This is a genomic window from Acidovorax cavernicola (assembly GCF_003581445.1).
On the sequence record NZ_QXMN01000050.1, the window covers coordinates 1 to 19,259 of the forward strand.

Genomic DNA, 19,259 nt, shown 5'->3' on the forward strand with positions numbered 1-19,259 from the left:
ACAGATAGGCGCCGCCAACCATCAGCAACGGCGCGATCAGCCATGGTGCAAAGCTGGTCAGCAGCAGCGCCACCGGCAACGCGCCCGCAGACAGAAAGCCCAGCCACGCAACCGGCCCGACCGTGGCACCCCACGCCGTCACGCAGGGCACGATGGCCGCGACCAGCAGCGCCGCTCCGACCACACGCAACCCGACTCGTCGGCGCGCAGGCACTTCGCGCCCGCGCGTCAGCTGTTCGTGGTGCCGGTCCATGGCGAAGCTCAGGCACGACATGCCCGCGTAGGCCAGTGCAAAGCCGAGCAACGAAGCCCACACCGTCGTCATCGCGCCTTCCTCCGCAGATGGCGCAGCGCGCCCAGCGCCGCGAGCCCGAAAGCCACCGCGCCCAGTTCGACGCCCAGGCTCTCCCAGTCGCCGCGCAGCAGTTGCGCCAGCATGTGATCGCCCGTGGTCACGACATTGAGCGCCGGCAGCAGCAGGCACAGCGCGGCCAGCGCGCCGAGCTGTTCGCGCCATGCGCGCGCCGGCTGGCGCAGGAAGGCATGCACCAGCGCCAGCGCCCACAGCGCGAAGAAGACCTGCAGTTCGCGGTCGGCGCGGTGCCCGATGCCCACCGGTACCAGCCGGTTGGCCCACAGGTAGCCCACGCAGGCGATGGCCAGGCCCGCGATCGCCGCGACGTTCAGCGCTTCGACGAGCCGGTAGACCCGCGCCGTCGCGCCGCCGAACTCGCCCAGGTGCTTCTGCCGGCGCTTGACGATGAACAGCACCGCGCCCGAGCCCATCATCGCGGTGCCCGCGAGCCCGCACAGGAAGTAGAGCCACTTCATCGGCCAGCCGCCGAAGGTGACCATGTGCAGCCCGCCCATGGCCGACTGCGCGAGCATGGCCGCGCCGCCGTCCGCGGCGCCCGGCAGGCGCACGCGCTGCACTTCGCCGGTGGCGGCCGAGAACTGCACCATGCCGGTGGTGGCGCTGAGGCGGCGCGCGGACTCGTCGTCGCCGTTCCATCCGTACACGCCGATGCGCGCGGCGGCGTCGCCCGGGTGGTCGATGACGACCGCGCGCACCGGCTGGCCCATCTGTGCCTGGCCGCGCGCGGCAAAGGATTCGAGCGCGGGCACGGGCATCGCGCGGCCAGTGGGCGCGGGCTTGTCGCTGTCGCCCAGCTCGGCCGCGAAGCGCACCTGCGCCGCCGGGCCCGTGCCGTAGTGCAGGACCTTGCCGGCCGGCATGAAGGTGGTGCCCGAGATCACCAGGCCGGTGTAGGCGATCATGAACTGGAAGGGCAGCGTCAGCACCGCCACGGCGTTGTGCGCGTCGAGCCAGCTGCGCTGGCCTTTCTTGGGCCGGAAGGTGAAGAAGTCCTTGAAGATGCGCTTGTGCGTGATGACGCCCGACACCAGCGCCACCAGCATCGCCATCGCGGCGATGCCGACGATCCACAGGCCGACCGTGCCGGCATGCAGCTCGTAGTGAAAGTCGACGAAGTGGTGGCCGCCGAGCGTGGCACGTGTCGCGTGGCCACCCTCTTCCTTCATGGGTCGACCCGTGGTGGGGTCGAGCGAGGCGCTCGCGTACTGCTGATTGGCGTCGAACCAATAGACCTTGAGCTCGCCGCCGCCCTGCGCGTCGGACGGCCACAGTTCCCACATCGCGGCGCCCGGGTGGTGCTCGGCCATGTAGGCCAGGCCCCAGGCCAGGCGCTGTGCGCGGTCGGCGGTAGGCTCGCCCTTCTTCGCTGCGGCGGCGGCTTCCTCGGCGTGGTGCTCCGGCGTCATCCAGTGGGTGATGGGCTCGTCGAACACCGCCAGCGTGCCGGTGAGGAACACCGCGAACAGCAGCCACGAGAACCACAGCCCGCACCAGGTGTGCAGCCAGGCCTGGGCTTGGCGGAAACCGCCTTGCGACGTGGCCTTGGTTTTCTTCGTGCTCATGCCCCGCCTCCCGCGCCGCGCAACATCAGGCCCAGCCCGGCCAGCACCACGGCCGGCAGCAGCAGACCCACCCAGGCGCGGAGCAGCGACACGGGCGCAAACGCCCAGATCACGGCGACGGTGTAGACCGCGAAGCTGAATTGCATGCCCCCGAGCGCGGCCTCGGCGGGGGTGGCCGGCAGCACGGCGGCCAGGAAGACGGCGACGGCCGAGGCCAGCGCGTAGCCACCGAGCACGGCGGCCGCGACGCGGGACAGCAGCCGCAGGGCGGGAGAAAAGGAGGAAGAGCGGGTGTTCATCGGGGACGGAAAAACAGGGCGCGGAAATGCGCCCCACCCCTACATGACAAACGAGAACGAAAAAAGGGTCATACCGGGTGCCGGATGGTGTGCCGGCCCCCGCCTGTTCGCACTCAGAACGCGTAGCTCAGCGTCGCCACGGCGTTGCGCGGCGTGCCGAAGTAGGCCTGCCCGTCGATGTTGCTGTAGTACTTCTTGTCGAAGAGGTTCTCGATGTTCAGCTGCAGCGCCAGCTTGGGCGTGAAGGCGTAGCGCGCCATCAGGCTCACGACCGCGCGCGAGCCTTGCTGGTAACGCAGGTCGACATCGTTCACGCTGTACGCGTAGTACGTGCGGTTCTGCCAGTTCACGCCGCCGCCCAGGGTGAGCCGGTGCCACGCGCCGGGCAGGCGGTAGGTGGTGAACAGCGTGGCCTGCGTGGTCGGCATGGTGGTGTTGATGCGGTTGCCGTTGCCTTCGCGGCCCAGCGTGCGTGCGATGCCCGCGCTCAGCTGCCAGCCGGGGGCCAGCTCGCCCGACACCTGCAGCTCGATGCCCTTGCTGGTCACGCCGCGTGCGCCGTAGTAGGCGCCTTCGGTCGAGTTGGGCACAAGCTTGGTGCCGTCGCGCTGGGCCACGTTTTCCTGTTCGGCGCGGAAGACGGCGATCGAGGTGTTGAGCTTGCCGTTCAGGTGCTCGCCCTTCAGGCCGATCTCGTAGCTCTTGCCGGTCACCGGGTCGAGGTAGGCGCCGCTGGCGTCGCGGTAGTTCTGCGGCTGGAAGATGTCGGTGTAGCTCGCGTACACCGAGTAGGTGTCGCCCAGGTCGTACACCAGCCCCGCGTAGGGCGTGAACACCTCGTGCTTGCGGGTGACCGGGGCGTCGGCGGTCAGGCGCGTGGAGCGCCAGCTGTTCTGGCGGCCGCCCACGATGAACTTGAGCGAATCGGTCAGCGACAGGCGCGCGGCGCCGTAGTAGCCGGTCTGGCGTGTCTTGGTGATGCCCGAGACCTTCAGCGGGTCCCAGTTCGGCTCGGGGTACGACAGGGCGTTCCAGTCGTAGAAGTTGCCGGTGTCGGGCAGCGCGCTGGTGCGCGGATGGTTGGCCTCCACGTAGCGCGACTGGCTGTTGGTGACGCCCACCACCAGCTCGTGCGTGCGGCCCAGCAGCGTGAAGGGACCGGTGGCCTGCAGGTCGAGGCTGTTCTGGCGGAATTCGTGCTGGAAGTAGCCTGGCAGCGAGCCCAGGCCGGTGCCGGTGAGGCGGTCCAGGTCGCCGTAGAGGTACAGCAGCTTGGCGTTCTGCTTGCTCTGGCGGTGCGAGCCGTTGGCCTTGAGCTTCCAGCCGTTGTCGAACTGGTGCGTGAGGTTCGCGAAGGCCGTGGTGGTGGTCGTGTCCCAGTGGGTCCACGGCGTGCCGATGGTCTTGGAGCGGTCCCAGCGGGTGGCCGTGCCGTCGGCGAAGGTCAGCGGCAGGCCGCCCCAGGTCGACGAGGTGGGTCGAGTGGCCTGCGACTCGATGCCCACGCTCAGCGTGGTGCTCGGCGTGAGGTCGGCATCGACCACGCCGTACAGCACGTGCTTGCGGCCGTGGTATCTGTCGATGAAGGAGTCGCGGTCTTCCGTCATGCCGATGATGCGGGCGCGCACACGGCCGTCCTTCGTGACCGGCGTCTGCAGGTCGACGGTGCCGCGACGCAGGTTCCACGAGCCCAGCGCGAGCGACGCATTGCCGGCGAACACCTTGCTGTCGGCATGCTTGCGCACCAGGTTGACCGAGGCCGACGGGTTGCCCGCGCCGGTGAGCAGCCCGGTCGAGCCACGCACGACCTCGATGCGGTCGTACAGCACCGGGTCGTTGGTGGAGGCGCCGAAGAAGTCGGTCGTGACCGTGGTCGGCACGCCGTCGTACTGGTAGTTGTCGATGTAGAAGCCGCGCGCGTACAGGTCGGTGCGGTCGCTGTCGGAGCTCACCGAGAACACGCCGGGCACGCTCTGCATGGCCTGGCCGAGCGACAGCAGGTTCTGGTCGTCGATCTGCTGGCGCGTGATCACGGTGACCGACTGCGGCGTCTCGCGCGGTGACAGCGCCAGCCCGGTGGCCGCCGCGGTGGCACGCGTGGTGTACGCGCCCGTGCCTTCGGTGGCGCCGCTGCGGTCGGCGTCGGCCGAGACGGTGACGGGGGCCAGCGTGTCGACACCGCCCTGCCCTGCGACCGGTGCGGCCAATGTGGCTGTATCGCGGCGGTTCAGCGTATAGCTGCCGTCGGTGCGCGCCACCACCTGCAGTCCGCTGCCCGCGAGCAGGCGCTCGATGGCTTCACGCGCGGTGTAGCGGCCCGACAGCGCGGGGCTGCTGCGCCCTTGCGTCAACGCGGGGTCGAACGACAGCGCGATGCCGTTGCCGGCTGCGAAGGTGGCCAGCGTGCGACCCAGCGGGCCGGAGGGAATGTCGTAGGCGCGGGAAGCCGCGGCATCCAGCGATGGCGACGACGCCTGCGCGAAGGCCGCCCCTCCCGCGCCGGCCAGCCCGCCGAGGGCGAGCGCCATCAGCGCGTGGCGAAGGACGGTGTTCAGGCGGCGCTCTGCGAACGGGCGCAGGGCGGACGGGCGGGATGCAGACATGGAGACGGGCCTTTCGGTTGGGCAACGGTGAGTTCTTCACCTTCCTTGCCAGCCGAAACGAAAAAAAGTCTCACCCCCGGATCGAAATATTTTTCGAGGCGCCCGTTGCGCCGTCTTCCGCCGCACGCGGTATCAAGGTGACCCAGTAGCCGCGCAGGCGCGTGGCCGCATCCACCGGATAGGTCGACACCAGCATGCGCAGCACGGCGTCGGTGTCGGCCAGCGGAAACGCACCCGAGACGCGCAGGTCGGCCACCGCCGCGTCGCACTGCAGCAGGCCGGGCCGGTAGCGCGACAGCTCGGCGGCGAAGTCGGCCAGCCGCATGCCGTCGGCCAGCAGCATGCCCTGCGTCCAGGCCAGGACGGACGCGTCCGCCGCGCTGAAAGGCGCAATGCCGTCGGCCATGAAGCGGGCCTGCTGCCCCGCCGGCAGCACGCGCGCCTCGGCGCGGTCGGGCGTGATGCGCACCGCGCCTTCGAGCACGGCGATGTGCGTGTTGCCGCCCGCTTCCTTGCGCACGCTGAAGCGCGTGCCCAGGGCCTCCATCGTGCCGCCGGCGCTGGCCACGCGGAACGGGCGATGCACGCCGGCAGGGTCGGGCGCGGTGGTGATGAAGATTTCGCCCGCATGCAGCACGACGAGGCGCTGCGTGCCGTCGAAATGCACGTCGACCGCGCTGGCGGTGTTGAGCGTGAGCCGGCTGCCATCGGCCAGCCGGAGTTCGCGGCGCTCGCCGGTGGCCGTGCGATGCCCGGCCATCCAGCCGCGCTCGTCGGACATCTCGACCAACTGCCAGCCGAGCCAGCCGGCGGGCACGGCCGCCAGCAGCGCGGCCAGCCGGCCGAGCGTGACGCGGCGGCTGCTGCCGTTGCTGTTGCGACTGCCATTCGCGGGCCGTGCGAGCGAAGACATCGCCAGCGCCGGCGGCAGGCCGCCGAGCTTGTTCATCAGCAGTTCGGCGCGCGCCCAGGCGCGGGCGTGGTCGGGGTGGCTCTGGCGCCAGCGCTCGCAGGCGCGGCGGTCTTCGTCGGTGACGGCGCTGTCGTGCAGCCGCATCAGCCATTCGGCGGCCTCGTCGAGCACGCGCGGGGCGAGCTTCGATGTCTCGAAATTCAGGGCACTCATTCCATCACCGCCAGGCAGCCACGGAACCCCTGCTGCATGTAGCGCTTGACCGTGACGAGCGACACGCCCAGCTCGCGCGCGATGTCCTCGTACTTCATGCCGTCGAGCTGCGAGAGCAGGAAGGCCTGGCGCGCGAGCGGCTTGAGGGCGTCGAGCATGGCGTCGATCTCGTGCAGCGTCTGCAGGATCACGAGCCGCTGCTCGGGCGATGGCGCCTCGGGCTCGGGCATGACGGCCAACGCCTCGAGGTAGGCGCGCTCCAGCGCCTGTCGCTGGTACCAGTTCACGAGGATGTTCTTGGCCACGCTCGTGAGGTAGGCGCGCGGCTGCGCGATGACCTCGGGGTTGCGCGCCGTCAGCAGCCGCGCGAAGGTGTCCTGCGCCAGGTCGGCCGCATCGCACGAATTGCCAAGCTTCTTGCGCAGCCACGACTGGAGCCAGCCGTGGTGGTCGCTATAGAGGGCGTGGACTTGCTGGAAGGCGGCTTCGGCAGCGGACATGGCGGGCGGCACGGCGGCCGGGATGCCGCTTACAAATAAGAATTATTCTCATTTTAAGCAAAAAGGCCGCAGTCCGGCCTTTTCCGTGCGCACCGTCGCGCTTCAGGCCGCCGGCTGCTCGGCTTCCTGCAGCAGGCGCCACATCACCTTGCCGCTGCCGCTCTTGGGCAGCGCATCGACGAACTGCACCTTGCGCGGGATCTTGTAGACCGCCATGTTCTCGCGGCACCAGTCGATGATCTGTTGCTCGGTCGTGTCCTTGTGCGTGGCGCGCAGCACCACCACGGCCTTGACCGATTCGCCGCGGTAGTCGTCCTTGGTCGAGATGACGCAGGCTTCCTGGATCGCGGGGTGGCGGAACATCAGCAACTCGACCTCGGCCGGCCAGACCTTGAAGCCGCTCGCGTTGATCATGCGTTTGAGGCGGTCGGTGATGAAGAAGTAACCCTCCTCGTCCATGCGGCCCATGTCGCCCGAGCGGAAGAAGCGCTTGCCCTCGAACTCGACGAAAGCCGACGCGGTGGCGTCGGGGCGCTTCCAGTAGCCCTGGAACACCTCGGGGCCGTGGATGATGATCTCGCCCGATTCGCCGATGGGCATCTCCTGCAGCGTGTCGGGGTCGACCACGCGCGCGTCGGTGCTCATGAACGGGATGCCCAGGCACTGCTGCTTCGGGTGGTCGGAGGGGTTGGTGTGCGAGGGCGCGGCGGTCTCGGTGAGGCCGTAGCCTTCCTGGTACTTCAGGCCGTACTGCTCGAACAGGCGCTGCGCCACGGCCTGCGGCATGGCGGCGCCGCCGCCGCCGATGTGGGTCATGCTCGTGAGGTCGTAGCTCGCGAAGTTGGGGCTAGCCATGAGGTCGATGACCATGGTCGGGATGTTGGTCCAGCTCGTGACCTTCCAGCGCGAGATGAGCCGGCCCGCCACGTCGCGGTCCCAGCGCGGCATGATGACCAGCGTGGCCGCCGCGAGGATCGAGGTGTGCATCATGCTCACCACGCCGGTGATGTGGAACATCGGCACCACGGCCAGCACCACCGCCTCCGAGGTCGCCTGGCCCCAGAGCTGGCCGGCCATCGCGTTGTGCATCAGGCTCGAATGGTGGTGCACGCAGCCCTTGGGCAGGCCGGTGGTGCCGCTGGTGTAGGGCAGCAGCGCCATGTCGTTCGCGCCCACCACGTGCGCGGGCGCCGGGTGTCCGGCCGCGAGCGCGTCGGTCCAGGCCATCGACTGGCCGTCGGCCAGCGCGGGCAGCGGGTGGCGCGTGCCGAGCCAGTCGGCCCAGGCCGGCGCGGGGGCGTCGTCACCGGTGACGTTCGGGTCGAAGGCGTCGGTGAACTGGCTCACGATGAGGTGCGACAGGCGCTGCTCGGCCGGCAGCGCGTCGCTGGCCTTGGCCAGCTCGGCCGCGAGGTCGCCGGTGGTGATCGCCACCTTGGCGTCGGGGTCGGTGATGTAGTGCTTGAGCTCTTCCGCCCGGTTCATCGGGTTGACCGGCACCACGACGGCATTGGCGCGCAGGATCGCGAAATGCGCGATCACCAGCTGCGGGCAGTTCTGCATGTTCAGCACCACCCGGTCGCCGCGCTTCACGCCCAGCGCATGCAGCGTGCCGGCCAGCCGCTCGACCTGGTCGGCCAGCTCGCGGTAGCTCAGCACGCGGCCGAAGAAGACCAGCGCGGCCTTGTCCGGGTAGCGCGCCGCCGAGGTCGCGAGGTTGTGCCACAGCGAGGTGGCGGGGACGGTGATCGAGTGTGGGAGGCGTTTGGGCCAGAACTTGTAATGCGGGCGGGTGGGTTGCATGGTCGGGACAGGCTGGGAAGGAAAAGGAAGCGAAGGAAGCAAGGCGCGAAAAGGCGCGATGCGCCAGCCTAAGCCGCACCGGCCGCCGCTCCCATCGGGGAAGCCCCCGGGGCGTCACCTTGGAGACGCCCATTTTTCGTACCTGCGGCCATCGGCTATCGTGAAGCCCCCGGGCCGCGTGCCCTTCCCTCCTTGTCCTCCGCGCCTGCCATGTCCGATCCCGAACGCAAGACCCTCCGCCGACGCATCGTCCTCTTCGGTGCCGCACTGGCCACGCTGGTCGTAGCGGGCTGCTCCAGGGTCCCCCGGTTCGGCATGTCGCCCCCCGCGACGGAACCGCAGTCCAAGGAGCCGCCGACGTGGTTCGTGGCCGACTGCTGGCTGGGGACCGGGGACGTGGTCCCGCGCAACCCCGGCCCTCGCGGCGATGCCGGCGGCTCGGCGTTCGGCACGCTGACGCTGGCCAACGGCCTGTTCGAATGGCGCGTGAACTACGCGCGCCTGAGCGGACCGGCGACGCGCGCGGGCTTCTACGGCCCTGCAGCCAAGGGCAGCAACGGTCCGCTGGTCGTCGAGCTGCCGCCGCACAGCCAGGCCGAACAGCGCGGCGAGGGCGCCAGCGCCGGCTACGAGCTGACTGGCAGGAGCCGCCTGACCCCGGCCCAGATGGCCGACCTGATGGCCGGCCTGCTGTATGTCAGCGTGTCGACGCAGGCCTGGCCGGGCGGCGAGGTCCGGGGCCAGCTGCAGCGCAGCACCTTCGGCACGCACGGCGGCTGACATCGCCGTGCGCGATGCGCCCTGCGACTACAGACAGGCACCGCTTTCGGGGCGATACCCGGGGTTCTCCCTCCGAGCAACCACCACCCGACTGAAGGAATGTCCATGGCAGCAGACAAGCACGCAAGCGTTCACTGGGAAGGCGCCGGCAAGACCGGCAAAGGCCAGATCAGCACCGAGACTGGCGCCCTCAAGGACTATCCCTACGGCTTCGCCAGCCGTTTCGAGGACGACCGGCGCGGCACCAACCCCGAGGAAATCGTCGGCGCGGCCCATGCCGCCTGCTTCACGATGGCCTTTGCCTTTGCGCTCGAAAAAGAAGGCCTGGCCGCCACGAAGATCGACACCCGCGCCGCCGTGCGGCTGGCCAAGGACGGCGACGGCTTCAAGATCGACCGCATCGCGCTGGAACTCGATGCCAGCGTGCCGAACCTCGACGAGGCGAAGTTCCAGCAGATCGCGGCCGCCGCCAAGGCCGGCTGCCCGCTGTCGAAGGCACTGGCGAGCGTGCCCGAGATCACGCTGAAAGCCACGCTGGCCGGCTGATCGCGCTGCTTATGATCGCCTCCACAACAACGGAGACGGATCATGAGCAAGCCCACCCGGACCGCTTCGGCGGTTCTTTCTTTCGCCCTGTCCGCCGGCGTCATGTTCGGCGCGCTCGGCACGACGACCGCGATGGCCGCCTACCCCGACAAGCCGATCAAGGTCGTCATCGGCTTCCCCGCCGGCGGCCCGCTCGACCAGCACGCGCGCCTGCTCACCGACAAGCTGCAGGCCGTGCTCGGCCAGCCGCTCATCGTCGACTACAAGCCGGGCGCGGGCGGCTCGGTGGGCGCCGATGCCGTAGCCAAGAGCCCGGCCGACGGCTACACGCTGATGCTAGCCAACACCGGCGTGGCCGTGATCAACGGCGCGCTCTACAGCAAGCTGCCCTACAACACGCAGCGCGACTTCGTGCCCATTGCGCGCACCGCCATGCAGCCGCTGGCGCTGCTGGTCACGCCCAAGCTGCCAGTGCAGAACCTGAAGCAGTTCATCGACTACGCCAAGGCGCGGCCGGGCCAAGTCAACTATGGCTCGGCCGGCAACGGCGGCATCAGCCACCTGGTGCCCGAGATGTTCAAGACCGCGACGGGCCTCTTCATGGTGCACATCCCCTACCGCGGCAGCGCGCCGGCCTTCACCGACCTGATGGGCGGGCAGGTGCAGTTCATGGCCGAGTCGATCCCGCAGGCCGCCAACTATCACAAGCAGGGCAAGGTGCGCGCGCTGGCCGTGACCAGCCGCGAACGCAACCCCGCGCTGCCCGACATCCCGACCGTCATCGAATCGGGCGTCAAGGGCTTCGAGGTGGTGGGCTTCTACGGCTTCCTCGCGCCGAAGGACACGCCGAAAGACGTGGTCGCCAGGCTCAGCGACGCGTTCAAGCAGGTACTGACCAGCCCCGAGGTGCGCGAGCGCATGGTGAGCCAGGGTGCCGACCCGGCCTTCCTGGGCAGTGAAGACTTCGCACGTTTCCTTGCGACGGAAACGCCGCGCTGGGACAAGGCCGTGAAGGCTTCCGGCGCACGCATGGACTGACGCGCAGTCCGCCGCCCACGCTCAGTTCGGCGTGGCCGCGTGCCGTTCGAGCTGCGCACGGCTCAGCAGCTCGATGCTGCGGTACCGCACGCGCAGCGTGCCGTCTTCCTCCCACAGCTTGAGCTGCCGGTTCACGCTCTGGCGCGACACGCCGAGCATGAACGACAGGTCTTCCTGCGACACGCCCAGCAGCGTGCCACCGCCCTCGCCCGGCCCCTGGCCGTGCGCATCGAGCGTGAGCAGGCGATGCGCCAGCCGCACGGGCAACGGCATCAGGATCACGTCGTCGATCCACGCCAGCGCCTGGCGCAGCCGAAGGCACACCAGCCGCGTGAAGGCCATGTGCACGTCGGGGTGCTCGGCCACGAGGCGGTGGAAGTCTGCCGCCGACACCACGGCCATCTCGGTGGTGTCGACGGCGCAGGTGTCGTAGACGCGCTCGCGCCCCACCAGCAGCGAGACCTCGCCGAACCAGTGGCCGGGTTCGAGCATCGCGATCACCGCTTCGCGCCCGCCCGGTGCGACCACGCTCACGCGCAGCGATCCGCCGACCACGCCGAACAGCGCGTCGGGCGACGAGCCCTTGTGAAAGAGCGATTCGCCGCGCGCCAGCGTGCGCCGGTGTGCCACCGCGAGCAGGCGCTGCTGCACTGCCTCGGGCAGCCGCATGTCGCCGTTGTGCACCGGCGAAGGCGCCGAATCGGGCACGGCATGGGGTGAAGAAACAGGCGTGCGTGGCATCGCGGGTTTGTCCGGGGCTGCGATTGCCAACACCGGACAGTCTTGGTTCGAGGGGCTGCCGATAGTACGCAGGCCACCCGGGTCGACGCATTCGCGGCAACCCGATGTCCCCTGTCACATGGAGCACACCCCGATGAAAGACCTGACCGACCTGCAAGCCCGCCGCGAGCGCCTCGTGCTCGACCATTTCGCCGACGAGACCAAACAGGACTTCGACGCCGTGCTCGGCACCTTCCCGCACCCGCACTACGAGCTGATTCCCAGCGGAGAGGTGCACGACGGCATCGCCGATGTACGCCAGTACTACATCGACACGCGCCGCGCGTTCCCCGATCAGCGCCACGAGATCATCCAGCTGCGCCACGCCGACGATTCGGTGATCGTCGAGTTCTGGCTGCTCGGCACACACCGCGGTCCGCTCAAGGGCATTCCGCCGACGGGCAACAGCTTTCGCTGCCGCATGAACGCCTTCTTCATCTTCGAGGGCGACCGGCTGGTGTGCGAGCGCGTGTACTTCGACACGCTCACGATGCTGCGGCAACTGCTGGTCGGCGTGCCGGCGGCGCACGTCGGCGCGCTGGTGGGCAGCCTGCTGGGCCAGCCCTCACCGGCTCACGCCCCCGAAGCGGCCACTGCATGACGGCGCTACGCAACGACGCACTGGCAGGTCGCCACGCCATCGTGACGGGCGGCGCGCGCGGCATCGGGCGGGCCATCGCGCGGCACTACCTGGCAGCGGGTGCGAGCGTGGCGTTGTGGGACGTCGATGCGGCCGTTCTGCTGGACACGCGGCAGGCGCTGGCCCCGCTCGGCACGGTGGCCGTCGAGGTCGTCGATGTGCGCGACGAAGCGCAGATCGCGCGCGCGGCCTCGCAGTCGCAGGAGCGCTTCGGCGGCATCGACATCCTCGTCAACAACGCCGGCGTGCTCGGGCCGCCCGTGCCGGCGTGGGAACACACGCCCGCGCAGTGGCGCGAAGTGCTCGACATCAACCTGACCGGCGCCTGGCTGTGCTGCCGCGCCATCGTGCCGGTGATGCTGGCGCGGCGGCGCGGACGCATCGTCAACATCGCCTCGGTCGCGGGCAAGGAAGGCAACGGACTCAACGCGGCGTACTCGGCGTCGAAGGCCGGGCTCATCGCGCTGACCAAGTCGCTCGGCAAGGAGCTGGCGTCGTCGGGCGTGCTGGTGAACTGCATCACGCCATCGGCGGCCGACACCGAGGTGTTCGCGGCCGTGCCTGCGGAGCACCGCGAACAACTACGCACCGCGCTTCTGTCTCGTGTGCCGATGGGGCGCTTCGTCGAGGTCGATGAAGTGGCGGCCATGGCGGCGTGGCTGGCGTCGGACGACTGCTCGTTCAGCACGGGCGCGGTGTTCGACATCTCGGGCGGCCGCTCGATGTACTGAGTGGAGATGCACATGACAAGAGATCCAGACCCCACAGGTTTCGCCCAACTCGGCGCGTTCGACGGCGCGCGCAACGCCGCCATGCCGCAAGACCGCCTGCGCGCCATCCGCCACGGCGCCGAGGCACTGCGCGAGCGGCTGCTCGACGCGCCGCCCGTGCGCTTCGCGCGCAGCTTCAACCTGCTGCGCATTCCCTACCCCGCGTGGTTCGCCTTCACCGGCGTGTACTCGCAGCAGCTGCTCAAGCCGCACATGGTGCATCTGCTGGCGCGCACCACGTTGATCCAGTACGACGACTTCGAAGGTCGCCTGCGCACGTTGCTCTTCACGCCCGCCGACTTCGAGGCGGGCAACGAGACGCCCTACTTCAAGCGCCTGGCCGAGCAGACGCCGAAGTTCCTGCACAAGACCATCGCACCGGTCTACCAGACGGTGCCGCAGGCGCTGGCGAGCTGCGGCATCGCGCCGGAGCAGGTCGACTACATCACCTACGACCATCTGCACACGCAGGACGTGCGCCGCTGGCTCGGCAGCGCCCACACGCCGGCCCTGCTGCCGAACGCCAGGCTGCTGGTGCACCGGCAGGAACTCGCCAACGTGCAGGGCCTGCTGCCGGTGCAGGCGGAGTGGTACTGCCCGCACGGCCTGGACGGCGTACCGGCGCAGCGCGTCGTCGCCTTCGACGGCAGCATCCAGCTGGGTCGCGGCCTGGCGCTGGTGCACACGCCGGGGCATACCGAAGGCAACCATTCGCTGGTCTACCGCGCGCCCGACGGGTTGCGCGTGAGCAGCGAGAACGGCGTGTCGGCCGACAGCTGGGCACCGCTGCAGTCGCGTCACAACGGCATTCGCCGCTACGCGCAGGCCACGGGCTCGGAAGTGATCCTGAACGGCAACACGCAGGAAAGCAGCAACGACCAGTACCTGTCGATGGTGCTGGAGAAGACGCTCGCGGGCACCTCGGCGCTGCACGGCTTCAGCAACGTGGTGCCGTCCAGCGAGTGCTCGCCGCACTGGCTCTTTCCGGGCGCGCCCACCAGTCACCTGTGGGGCGAGACCTGCTTCGGCACGCCCACGCTCGCCCGCGCCTGAACGTCACCAGCGACAACAAGAAGGAGACACCCGATGAACACCGCCACCCTCGATAGCGCCGGGGCAAGCGCAAGCATGCCCACGCCGGCCACCACCGCCGAAGACGCCGCCCTCTTTCGCAAGATCACCTGGCGGCTGATGCCGCTGCTGTGCGTCTGCTATGTGCTGAACTACCTCGACCGCACCAACGTCGGCTACGCGCAGCTGCAGATGAAGGAGCAGCTGGGTTTCAGCGACGCGGTGTTCGGCCTGGGCGCGGGCATCTTCTTCATCGGCTACGCGGTGTTCGAGATTCCGAGCAACCTGATGCTCGCGAAGATCGGCGTGCGCGCGACCCTGTTGCGCATCATGGGTCTGTGGGGGCTGGCGTCGGCAGCCATGATGTTCGCCACCACGCCCACGCAGTTCTATGTGCTGCGCTTTCTCATCGGCGTGTTCGAGGCGGGCTTTGCGCCGGGCGTGCTGTTCTACCTGACGCTGTGGTTCCCCTCGCACCGGCGTGCGCAAGCTACCGCCCTGTTCTTCATGGCCTTCGGCGCCGCGCCCATCGTGGCAGGGCCGATCGCCGGGCTCACCATGACCTACCTCGACGGCGTGATGTCGCTGCGCGGCTGGCAGTGGCTGTTCCTGCTCGAAGGCGTGCCGAGCGTGCTGCTTGGCATCGTGGCCTTCCGCTGGCTGTCGAACAGCCCGGCGCAGGCGCCCTGGCTGTCGGCGACGGAAAAGCAGCGCGTGGCGCGCCTGCTGGCCGACGACCAGGCCGCCAACGGCGCCACCGAGCGCCACACCTTCGGCGCGGCGATGCGTGACGGCCGGGTGTGGCTCATCGGGTTCATGTCGTTCCTGATCATCCTGGGCATCTACGCGCTCTCGTTCTGGCAGCCGACCATCCTGAAGTCGATGGGGCTGAGCGTGCTGCAGATCGGTTTCTATGCGGTCATTCCGGCGGTGGCGGGCATCGCGGCCAACCTTGTCGTGGGGCGCCACTCCGACCGGCGCAAGGAGCGCCGCTGGCACTTCGCGCTGAGCGCGGTGGTGGGCGCGGCGGGGCTGGCGCTCACCACGCTCTTCATGCACAACGCCGTCGCCGCCGTGCTGTGCCTGGCGCTGGCGTCGATGGGCATCTCCGCCGCGTTCACCGTGCTGTGGTCGGTGCCCGGCACCTTCATGTCCAAGAGCGCGGCGGCGGCGGGCATTGCGCTCATCAGCACCATCGGCGGCAGCGCGGGGCTGGTGGCGCCGATGATGGTCGGCGCGCTGAAGACGATGACGGGCGGCTTCACCGCCAGCCTGTACGTACTGAGCGGCGCGCTGGTGCTGTCGGCCCTGCTCATGCTCGTGGCGCTGCCGGCCAGCGCGCTGGGCCGCACGAAGCGCTGAGCGCGCGTCACGCCGGGAGGCCCCGCACCGGGGTCGCGATCCATTTCGGTGCACATCGCTTGCATACCAGTTGGCACAGAAGCTGCTGGTATGCAGGACCATGGCCATCTCCGCATCCGAAATCAGTGCACGCATCGTCGAAGCGGTGATGGCGCAAAAACTCGCGCCGGGTTCGCGCCTGGGCGAGCAGCAGCTAGCCATGCTGTTCGACTGCAGCCGCACCATCGTGCGGGAGGCGCTCACACGGCTGGCGGCGCGCGGCATCGTCACGGTGAGCGCGCGGCGCGGCTGGTTCGTCATCGAGCCTTCGCAGGACGAGGCGCGCGAAGCCTTCGAGGCGCGGCGCGTGATCGAGCTGGGGCTGATCCGCAGCACGGGCGCCACGATCGACAAGCGTGCGCTGCGCCAATTGAAGGCGCACCTGCAACGTGAAAAGGCCGCACTGAAAGAGAGCGACGTCGGCAACCGCAGCTTCCTGCTGGGCGACTTCCATGTGTGCCTGGCCGAGTGCCTGGGCAACACGCTCTTGGCCGACACGTTGCGCGACTACACGGCGCGCACCACGCTGATCGCCATGCTCTACCAGTCCACGCACGACGCGGTGCAGTCGTGCGAAGACCACGTGCAGATCGTCGCCGCTCTCGAGCGCGGCGACCACGCCGCCGCCGAGGCACTCATGGCCGAGCACATCGGCACGGTGCAGTCGGCCCTGCGCGTGCAGGCGCCCGCCGATCCGCTGGCGCAGCTGCGCGATGCGCTGGCGCCGCTCAACAGCAGCACCCCGAACACCCCCACGCCGAAGCGCCGCCGCAAGGCCGCGCCCGCCGACGACGCCACCGATTCATCGACCTACCTAGGAGCCCTGCTATGACCTTCCCCGCTTCCCGCCGCCTGGCCCTCACACTCGCCGGCGCCGCTCTGCTGGCCGCGACCGGTGCCGCCCAGGCCCAGAACGCGCTCGACAACGTGCTCAAGGCCAGGACGATCAAGATCGCCGTGCCGACCGACTACCCGCCCTACGGCTCGGTCGACAGGAACATGAAGCCGCAGGGCCTCGATGTCGAAATGGCCGAGCTCATCGCCGCCAAGCTCGGCGTGAAGGTCGAGCTGGTGCCCGTGACCAGCGCGAACCGCATTCCCTACCTGCAGACCCGCAAGGCCGACCTCGTGATCTCCACGCTCGGCAAGAACGTCGAGCGCGAGAAAGTCATCGACTTCAGCGCGGCCTACGCGCCCTTCTTCCAGGCCGTGTATGCCGCCAAGGGCATGAAGCTCACCAGCTTCGCCGACATGGCGGGCAAGACCGTCGCGGTGACGCGCGGTGCGATGGAAGACCAGGAACTGAACAAGGTGGCGCCGCCGAACGTCGACTACCGCCGCTTCGAGGACAACAACGCGACGATCGCCGCCTTCGTGGCCGGCCAGACGCAGACCGTCGCGACCAGCGCGGCGGTCGCCGGCGACATGCTCGCCAAGAACCCGAAGGTGAACGCCGAGTTCAAGCTGCTGCTGAAAGACAGCCCCTGCTTCGTCGGCATCGCCAAGGGCGAGACCGCGCTGAAGACCAAGGTCAACGAGATCATCGCCGCCGCCAAGAAGGACGGCACGCTGGATGCCATGTCGAAGAAGTGGCTCGGCAAGGCCGCCGGCGACCTCCCCGTCTGATCAGCTGAAGCGGCCATGAACATCGAATTCGACTTCGGTGCCGTGCTGTCGGAATGGCCGCTGCTGCTGCGCGGTGTGGCATGGACCATCGGCCTCACCGCCATCGGCACCGTGCTGGGCATGACCGTCGGCACCTTCTGTGCGTGGGCGCGCGCCAATGGCCCTGCGTGGCTGCGCGCCATCGTGGGCACCTACGTGGAGCTGATCCGCAACACGCCCTTCATCGTGCAGCTGTTCTTCATCTTCTTCGGCTTGCCGGCCGCGGGCGTGAAGCTCTCGCCGGAGGTCGCGTCGGTGATCGCGATGGTGATGAACCTGGGCGCGTATTCGACCGAGATCATCCGCGCCGGCATCGAGGCCACGCCCAAGGGGCAGATCGAAGCGGCCGTGAGCCTGGCGCTGAGCAAGGCCCAGGTGTTCCTGCGCGTGGTGCTGCCGCCCGCGCTCAAGAAGGTGTGGCCCGCGATGGTGAGCCAGATCGTCATCGTGATGCTGGGCTCCGCGGTATGCGGGCAGATCTCGACCGAGGAGCTGAGCTACGCGGCCAACCTCATCCAAAGCCGCAACTTCCGCGCGTTCGAGGCCTTCATCGTCGCCACGCTGGTCTACCTGGCCTTGTCGGTGGCGCTGCGGCGTCTGCTGAACTGGGCGGGGCCGAAGTTCTTTTTCGGCCGCTGAATGCAAGGCACTTTCACCATGGTCGATTTTTCCTTGTGGGACATCCTGCGCAACCTGCTGATGGCGCTGCGCTGGACCGTCGTGCTCTCGCTCATCGCCTTCATCGGCGGCGGCCTCGTGGGCGCGCTGCTGCTGTTTGCGCGGCTGCGCGGCGGCAAGGCGGCGGATCGGGCGGTCAGCCTGTACGTGCAGCTGTTCCAGGGCACGCCGCTGCTGATGCAGCTCTTTCTCGCCTACTTCGGCATCGCGCTGTTCGGCATCGACGTGTCGGCCTGGACCGCCGCGAGCGTGGCGCTCACGCTGTACACCAGCGCCTTCCTCTGCGAGATCTGGCGCGGCTGCGTGGCCTCGATCCCGAAGGGCCAGTGGGAAGCCTCGGGCAGCCTGGCACTGAGCTTCGGCGAGCAGATGCGCCACGTGATCCTGCCGCAGGCCGTGCGGATCGCCATCGCGCCGACGGTGGGCTTCCTGGTGCAGGTTATCAAGGGCACGGCGCTGGCGTCGGTGATCGGTTTTGTCGAGCTCACCAAGGCCGGCAGCATGATCTCGAACGCCACCTTCCAGCCCTTCGTGGTGTTCAGCTGCGTCGCCCTGCTTTACTTCGTGCTGTGCTTCCCCGTGAGCCTGTACGCCAAGACCCTCGAGAGGAAGACCCATGGCCGCCGTGCTTGAACAACTCCAACCCCAACCCGAAACCGCAACCTTCGCCGCGCCCATCGTGCGCATCACGGCGCTGCGCAAGTCCTACGGCACGAACGAGGTGCTCAAGGGCATCGACCTGGACGTGAAGCGCGGCGAGGTGATCGCCATCATCGGTAAGAGCGGATCGGGCAAGAGCACGCTCCTGCGCTGCATCAACGGGCTGGAGGTGTTCCAGGAAGGCGCGCTCACCGTCGACGGCAAGCCCCTGCTGCACGAGAGCGCCATGGCCATGCGCGAGCTGCGCCAGCGCGTGGGCATGATCTTCCAGGGCTTCAACCTGTTCCCGCACCTCACGGTCGGCAAGAACGTGATGCTCGCGCCCACGCTGGTGAAGAAGCGTTCGCAGGTGGAAGCCGCCTCGCAGGCGCGCAAGCTGCTCGAACGCGTGGGCTTGGCCGAGAAGTTCGACGCCATGCCCGAGCAGCTGTCGGGCGGCCAGCAGCAGCGCGTGGCGATCGCCCGCGCGCTCGCGATGGAGCCGGCCGTGCTGCTGTGCGACGAGATCACCTCGGCACTCGACCCCGAACTGGTAGGCGAGGTGCTGCGCGTGGTGGAGTCGCTGGCCGACGAAGGCATGACGCTGCTGATGGTCACGCACGAGATGAGCTTCGCGCGCAAGGTCAGCGACCGCGTGATCTTCATGCACCAGGGGCGCGTGCACGAGATGGGTCCGCCGGCGGAGCTGTTCGGCAATCCGCAGACCGCTGAGCTGAAGCAGTTCCTGTCGTCGCTGCACGACTGAACACGGAGCGCACGAAGCTGGGCTATCCTCGGCCCATGGCCTGCCTGCACAACGCGTCGATGATTCGCACCATCTTCCAGATGGTGGGTTAGCGCGCGGTTCCACAAGTTCACGCCATGCGACCCGCCCCACGAGGCGGGTTTTTCGTTTCCTGGGGCTCATCTTCCAAGCCAGACCCCCAGGAGAAATGCATTGACAGCCACAGCAACACCCGCC

At 68.8% G+C, this 19,259-nt stretch carries 20 protein-coding genes; 12 read left to right on the forward strand and 8 right to left on the reverse strand.

The genetic code is table 11. From position 1 onward, the window contains the following. The 7 genes from D3H34_RS26925 to D3H34_RS26955 form a co-directional block, all read right to left on the reverse strand. A partial coding sequence (locus D3H34_RS26925; protein ID WP_147400492.1) for a DUF3325 domain-containing protein occupies positions 1–325 on the reverse strand: 325 nt, incomplete at its 3' end. Further along, on the reverse strand, positions 322–1,938 hold the full coding sequence (locus D3H34_RS26930; protein ID WP_119557491.1) for a PepSY-associated TM helix domain-containing protein: 1,617 nt from the start codon (positions 1,936–1,938) through the stop codon (positions 322–324). The genes D3H34_RS26925 and D3H34_RS26930, both read right to left, overlap by 4 nt. Beyond that, positions 1,935–2,237: a DUF3649 domain-containing protein gene (locus D3H34_RS26935; RefSeq protein ID WP_119557493.1), complete on the reverse strand. Its 303-nt coding sequence runs from the start codon at positions 2,235–2,237 to the stop codon at positions 1,935–1,937. Before D3H34_RS26935 ends, D3H34_RS26930 begins: the two co-directional genes overlap by 4 nt. A gap of 113 nt (positions 2,238–2,350) precedes the next feature. Further along, positions 2,351–4,840 (reverse strand): ferric-rhodotorulic acid/ferric-coprogen receptor FhuE, encoded by a 2,490-nt coding sequence (fhuE, locus tag D3H34_RS26940; protein ID WP_119557495.1) that lies wholly within the window; start codon positions 4,838–4,840, stop codon positions 2,351–2,353. A 70-nt stretch (positions 4,841–4,910) separates the two neighbouring features. Continuing rightward, the gene (locus tag D3H34_RS26945) at positions 4,911–5,966 is read right to left on the reverse strand and encodes a FecR domain-containing protein (RefSeq protein WP_205736818.1); all 1,056 of its coding nucleotides are present in this window, start codon (positions 5,964–5,966) and stop codon (positions 4,911–4,913) included. Further along, a complete protein-coding gene (locus D3H34_RS26950) occupies positions 5,963–6,466 on the reverse strand; it encodes a sigma-70 family RNA polymerase sigma factor (RefSeq protein WP_119557497.1) in 504 nt (167 codons plus the stop codon). Before D3H34_RS26950 ends, D3H34_RS26945 begins: the two co-directional genes overlap by 4 nt. A 102-nt stretch (positions 6,467–6,568) precedes the next feature. Then, positions 6,569–8,269: a long-chain fatty acid--CoA ligase gene (locus D3H34_RS26955; protein WP_119557498.1), complete on the reverse strand. Its 1,701-nt coding sequence runs from the start codon at positions 8,267–8,269 to the stop codon at positions 6,569–6,571. A gap of 210 nt (positions 8,270–8,479) precedes the next feature. On the opposite strand from D3H34_RS26955, the gene D3H34_RS26960 reads away from it, so the two are divergent. From D3H34_RS26960 to D3H34_RS26970, 3 genes are all read left to right on the forward strand, one after another. Beyond that, complete coding sequence (locus D3H34_RS26960) at positions 8,480–9,049, forward strand: CHRD domain-containing protein (protein ID WP_119557500.1); 570 nt, start codon at positions 8,480–8,482, stop codon at positions 9,047–9,049. A 105-nt stretch (positions 9,050–9,154) separates the two neighbouring features. Further along, positions 9,155–9,595: an OsmC family protein gene (locus D3H34_RS26965; protein WP_119557502.1), complete on the forward strand. Its 441-nt coding sequence runs from the start codon at positions 9,155–9,157 to the stop codon at positions 9,593–9,595. A 42-nt stretch (positions 9,596–9,637) separates the two neighbouring features. Next, the gene (locus D3H34_RS26970) at positions 9,638–10,633 is read left to right on the forward strand and encodes a Bug family tripartite tricarboxylate transporter substrate binding protein (RefSeq protein ID WP_119557504.1); all 996 of its coding nucleotides are present in this window, start codon (positions 9,638–9,640) and stop codon (positions 10,631–10,633) included. A 21-nt stretch (positions 10,634–10,654) separates the two neighbouring features. On the opposite strand, the gene D3H34_RS26975 is transcribed toward D3H34_RS26970, so the two are convergent. Then, positions 10,655–11,374: a Crp/Fnr family transcriptional regulator gene (locus D3H34_RS26975; protein ID WP_119557506.1), complete on the reverse strand. Its 720-nt coding sequence runs from the start codon at positions 11,372–11,374 to the stop codon at positions 10,655–10,657. Between the two features lie 133 nt (positions 11,375–11,507). Here D3H34_RS26975 and D3H34_RS26980 point away from each other — a divergent pair, with 133 nt between their 5' ends. The 9 genes from D3H34_RS26980 (at position 11,508) to D3H34_RS27020 (ending at position 19,043) form a co-directional block, all read left to right on the forward strand. Then, on the forward strand, positions 11,508–12,014 hold the full coding sequence (locus tag D3H34_RS26980; protein ID WP_119557508.1) for an ester cyclase: 507 nt from the start codon (positions 11,508–11,510) through the stop codon (positions 12,012–12,014). Further along, a complete protein-coding gene (locus tag D3H34_RS26985; RefSeq protein WP_119557510.1) occupies positions 12,011–12,784 on the forward strand; it encodes an SDR family NAD(P)-dependent oxidoreductase in 774 nt (257 codons plus the stop codon). The genes D3H34_RS26980 and D3H34_RS26985 overlap by 4 nt, the downstream gene beginning before the upstream one ends. Positions 12,785–12,796: 12 nt before the next feature. Continuing rightward, on the forward strand, positions 12,797–13,876 hold the full coding sequence (locus tag D3H34_RS26990; RefSeq protein WP_119557565.1) for an MBL fold metallo-hydrolase: 1,080 nt from the start codon (positions 12,797–12,799) through the stop codon (positions 13,874–13,876). A 33-nt stretch (positions 13,877–13,909) separates the two neighbouring features. Then, the gene (locus tag D3H34_RS26995) at positions 13,910–15,256 is read left to right on the forward strand and encodes an MFS transporter (protein ID WP_119557512.1); all 1,347 of its coding nucleotides are present in this window, start codon (positions 13,910–13,912) and stop codon (positions 15,254–15,256) included. Between the two features lie 100 nt (positions 15,257–15,356). Continuing rightward, entirely contained in the window at positions 15,357–16,127 is a 771-nt protein-coding gene (locus tag D3H34_RS27000; RefSeq protein ID WP_119557514.1) for a GntR family transcriptional regulator, read from the forward strand. Further along, the gene (locus D3H34_RS27005; RefSeq protein ID WP_119557516.1) at positions 16,124–16,921 is read left to right on the forward strand and encodes a transporter substrate-binding domain-containing protein; all 798 of its coding nucleotides are present in this window, start codon (positions 16,124–16,126) and stop codon (positions 16,919–16,921) included. Before D3H34_RS27000 ends, D3H34_RS27005 begins: the two co-directional genes overlap by 4 nt. 15 nt (positions 16,922–16,936) lie before the next feature. Continuing rightward, positions 16,937–17,599, forward strand: coding sequence for an amino acid ABC transporter permease (locus D3H34_RS27010; RefSeq protein ID WP_119557517.1), 663 nt, complete (start codon positions 16,937–16,939; stop codon positions 17,597–17,599). Between the two features lie 18 nt (positions 17,600–17,617). Next, complete coding sequence (locus D3H34_RS27015; protein WP_119557567.1) at positions 17,618–18,271, forward strand: amino acid ABC transporter permease; 654 nt, start codon at positions 17,618–17,620, stop codon at positions 18,269–18,271. Beyond that, entirely contained in the window at positions 18,255–19,043 is a 789-nt protein-coding gene (locus D3H34_RS27020; protein WP_119557519.1) for an amino acid ABC transporter ATP-binding protein, read from the forward strand. Before D3H34_RS27015 ends, D3H34_RS27020 begins: the two co-directional genes overlap by 17 nt. The last annotated feature ends 216 nt before the right edge of the window (positions 19,044–19,259 follow it).

Excerpts from the sequence above, each read along its gene's own strand:
- D3H34_RS26930 (WP_119557491.1), bottom strand. The coding sequence starts at position 1,938 with ATGAGCACGAAGAAAACCAAGGCCACGTCGCAAGGCGGTTTCCGCCAA.
- D3H34_RS26935 (WP_119557493.1), bottom strand. The coding sequence starts at position 2,237 with ATGAACACCCGCTCTTCCTCCTTTTCTCCCGCCCTGCGGCTGCTGTCC.
- fhuE (WP_119557495.1), bottom strand. The coding sequence starts at position 4,840 with ATGTCTGCATCCCGCCCGTCCGCCCTGCGCCCGTTCGCAGAGCGCCGC.
- D3H34_RS26945 (WP_205736818.1), bottom strand. The coding sequence starts at position 5,966 with ATGAGTGCCCTGAATTTCGAGACATCGAAGCTCGCCCCGCGCGTGCTC.
- D3H34_RS26950 (WP_119557497.1), bottom strand. The coding sequence starts at position 6,466 with ATGTCCGCTGCCGAAGCCGCCTTCCAGCAAGTCCACGCCCTCTATAGC.
- D3H34_RS26955 (WP_119557498.1), bottom strand. The coding sequence starts at position 8,269 with ATGCAACCCACCCGCCCGCATTACAAGTTCTGGCCCAAACGCCTCCCA.
- D3H34_RS26960 (WP_119557500.1), top strand. The coding sequence starts at position 8,480 with ATGTCCGATCCCGAACGCAAGACCCTCCGCCGACGCATCGTCCTCTTC.
- D3H34_RS26965 (WP_119557502.1), top strand. The coding sequence starts at position 9,155 with ATGGCAGCAGACAAGCACGCAAGCGTTCACTGGGAAGGCGCCGGCAAG.
- D3H34_RS26970 (WP_119557504.1), top strand. The coding sequence starts at position 9,638 with ATGAGCAAGCCCACCCGGACCGCTTCGGCGGTTCTTTCTTTCGCCCTG.
- D3H34_RS26975 (WP_119557506.1), bottom strand. The coding sequence starts at position 11,374 with ATGCCACGCACGCCTGTTTCTTCACCCCATGCCGTGCCCGATTCGGCG.
- D3H34_RS26980 (WP_119557508.1), top strand. The coding sequence starts at position 11,508 with ATGAAAGACCTGACCGACCTGCAAGCCCGCCGCGAGCGCCTCGTGCTC.
- D3H34_RS26985 (WP_119557510.1), top strand. The coding sequence starts at position 12,011 with ATGACGGCGCTACGCAACGACGCACTGGCAGGTCGCCACGCCATCGTG.
- D3H34_RS26990 (WP_119557565.1), top strand. The coding sequence starts at position 12,797 with ATGACAAGAGATCCAGACCCCACAGGTTTCGCCCAACTCGGCGCGTTC.
- D3H34_RS26995 (WP_119557512.1), top strand. The coding sequence starts at position 13,910 with ATGAACACCGCCACCCTCGATAGCGCCGGGGCAAGCGCAAGCATGCCC.
- D3H34_RS27000 (WP_119557514.1), top strand. The coding sequence starts at position 15,357 with ATGGCCATCTCCGCATCCGAAATCAGTGCACGCATCGTCGAAGCGGTG.
- D3H34_RS27005 (WP_119557516.1), top strand. The coding sequence starts at position 16,124 with ATGACCTTCCCCGCTTCCCGCCGCCTGGCCCTCACACTCGCCGGCGCC.
- D3H34_RS27010 (WP_119557517.1), top strand. The coding sequence starts at position 16,937 with ATGAACATCGAATTCGACTTCGGTGCCGTGCTGTCGGAATGGCCGCTG.
- D3H34_RS27015 (WP_119557567.1), top strand. The coding sequence starts at position 17,618 with ATGGTCGATTTTTCCTTGTGGGACATCCTGCGCAACCTGCTGATGGCG.
- D3H34_RS27020 (WP_119557519.1), top strand. The coding sequence starts at position 18,255 with ATGGCCGCCGTGCTTGAACAACTCCAACCCCAACCCGAAACCGCAACC.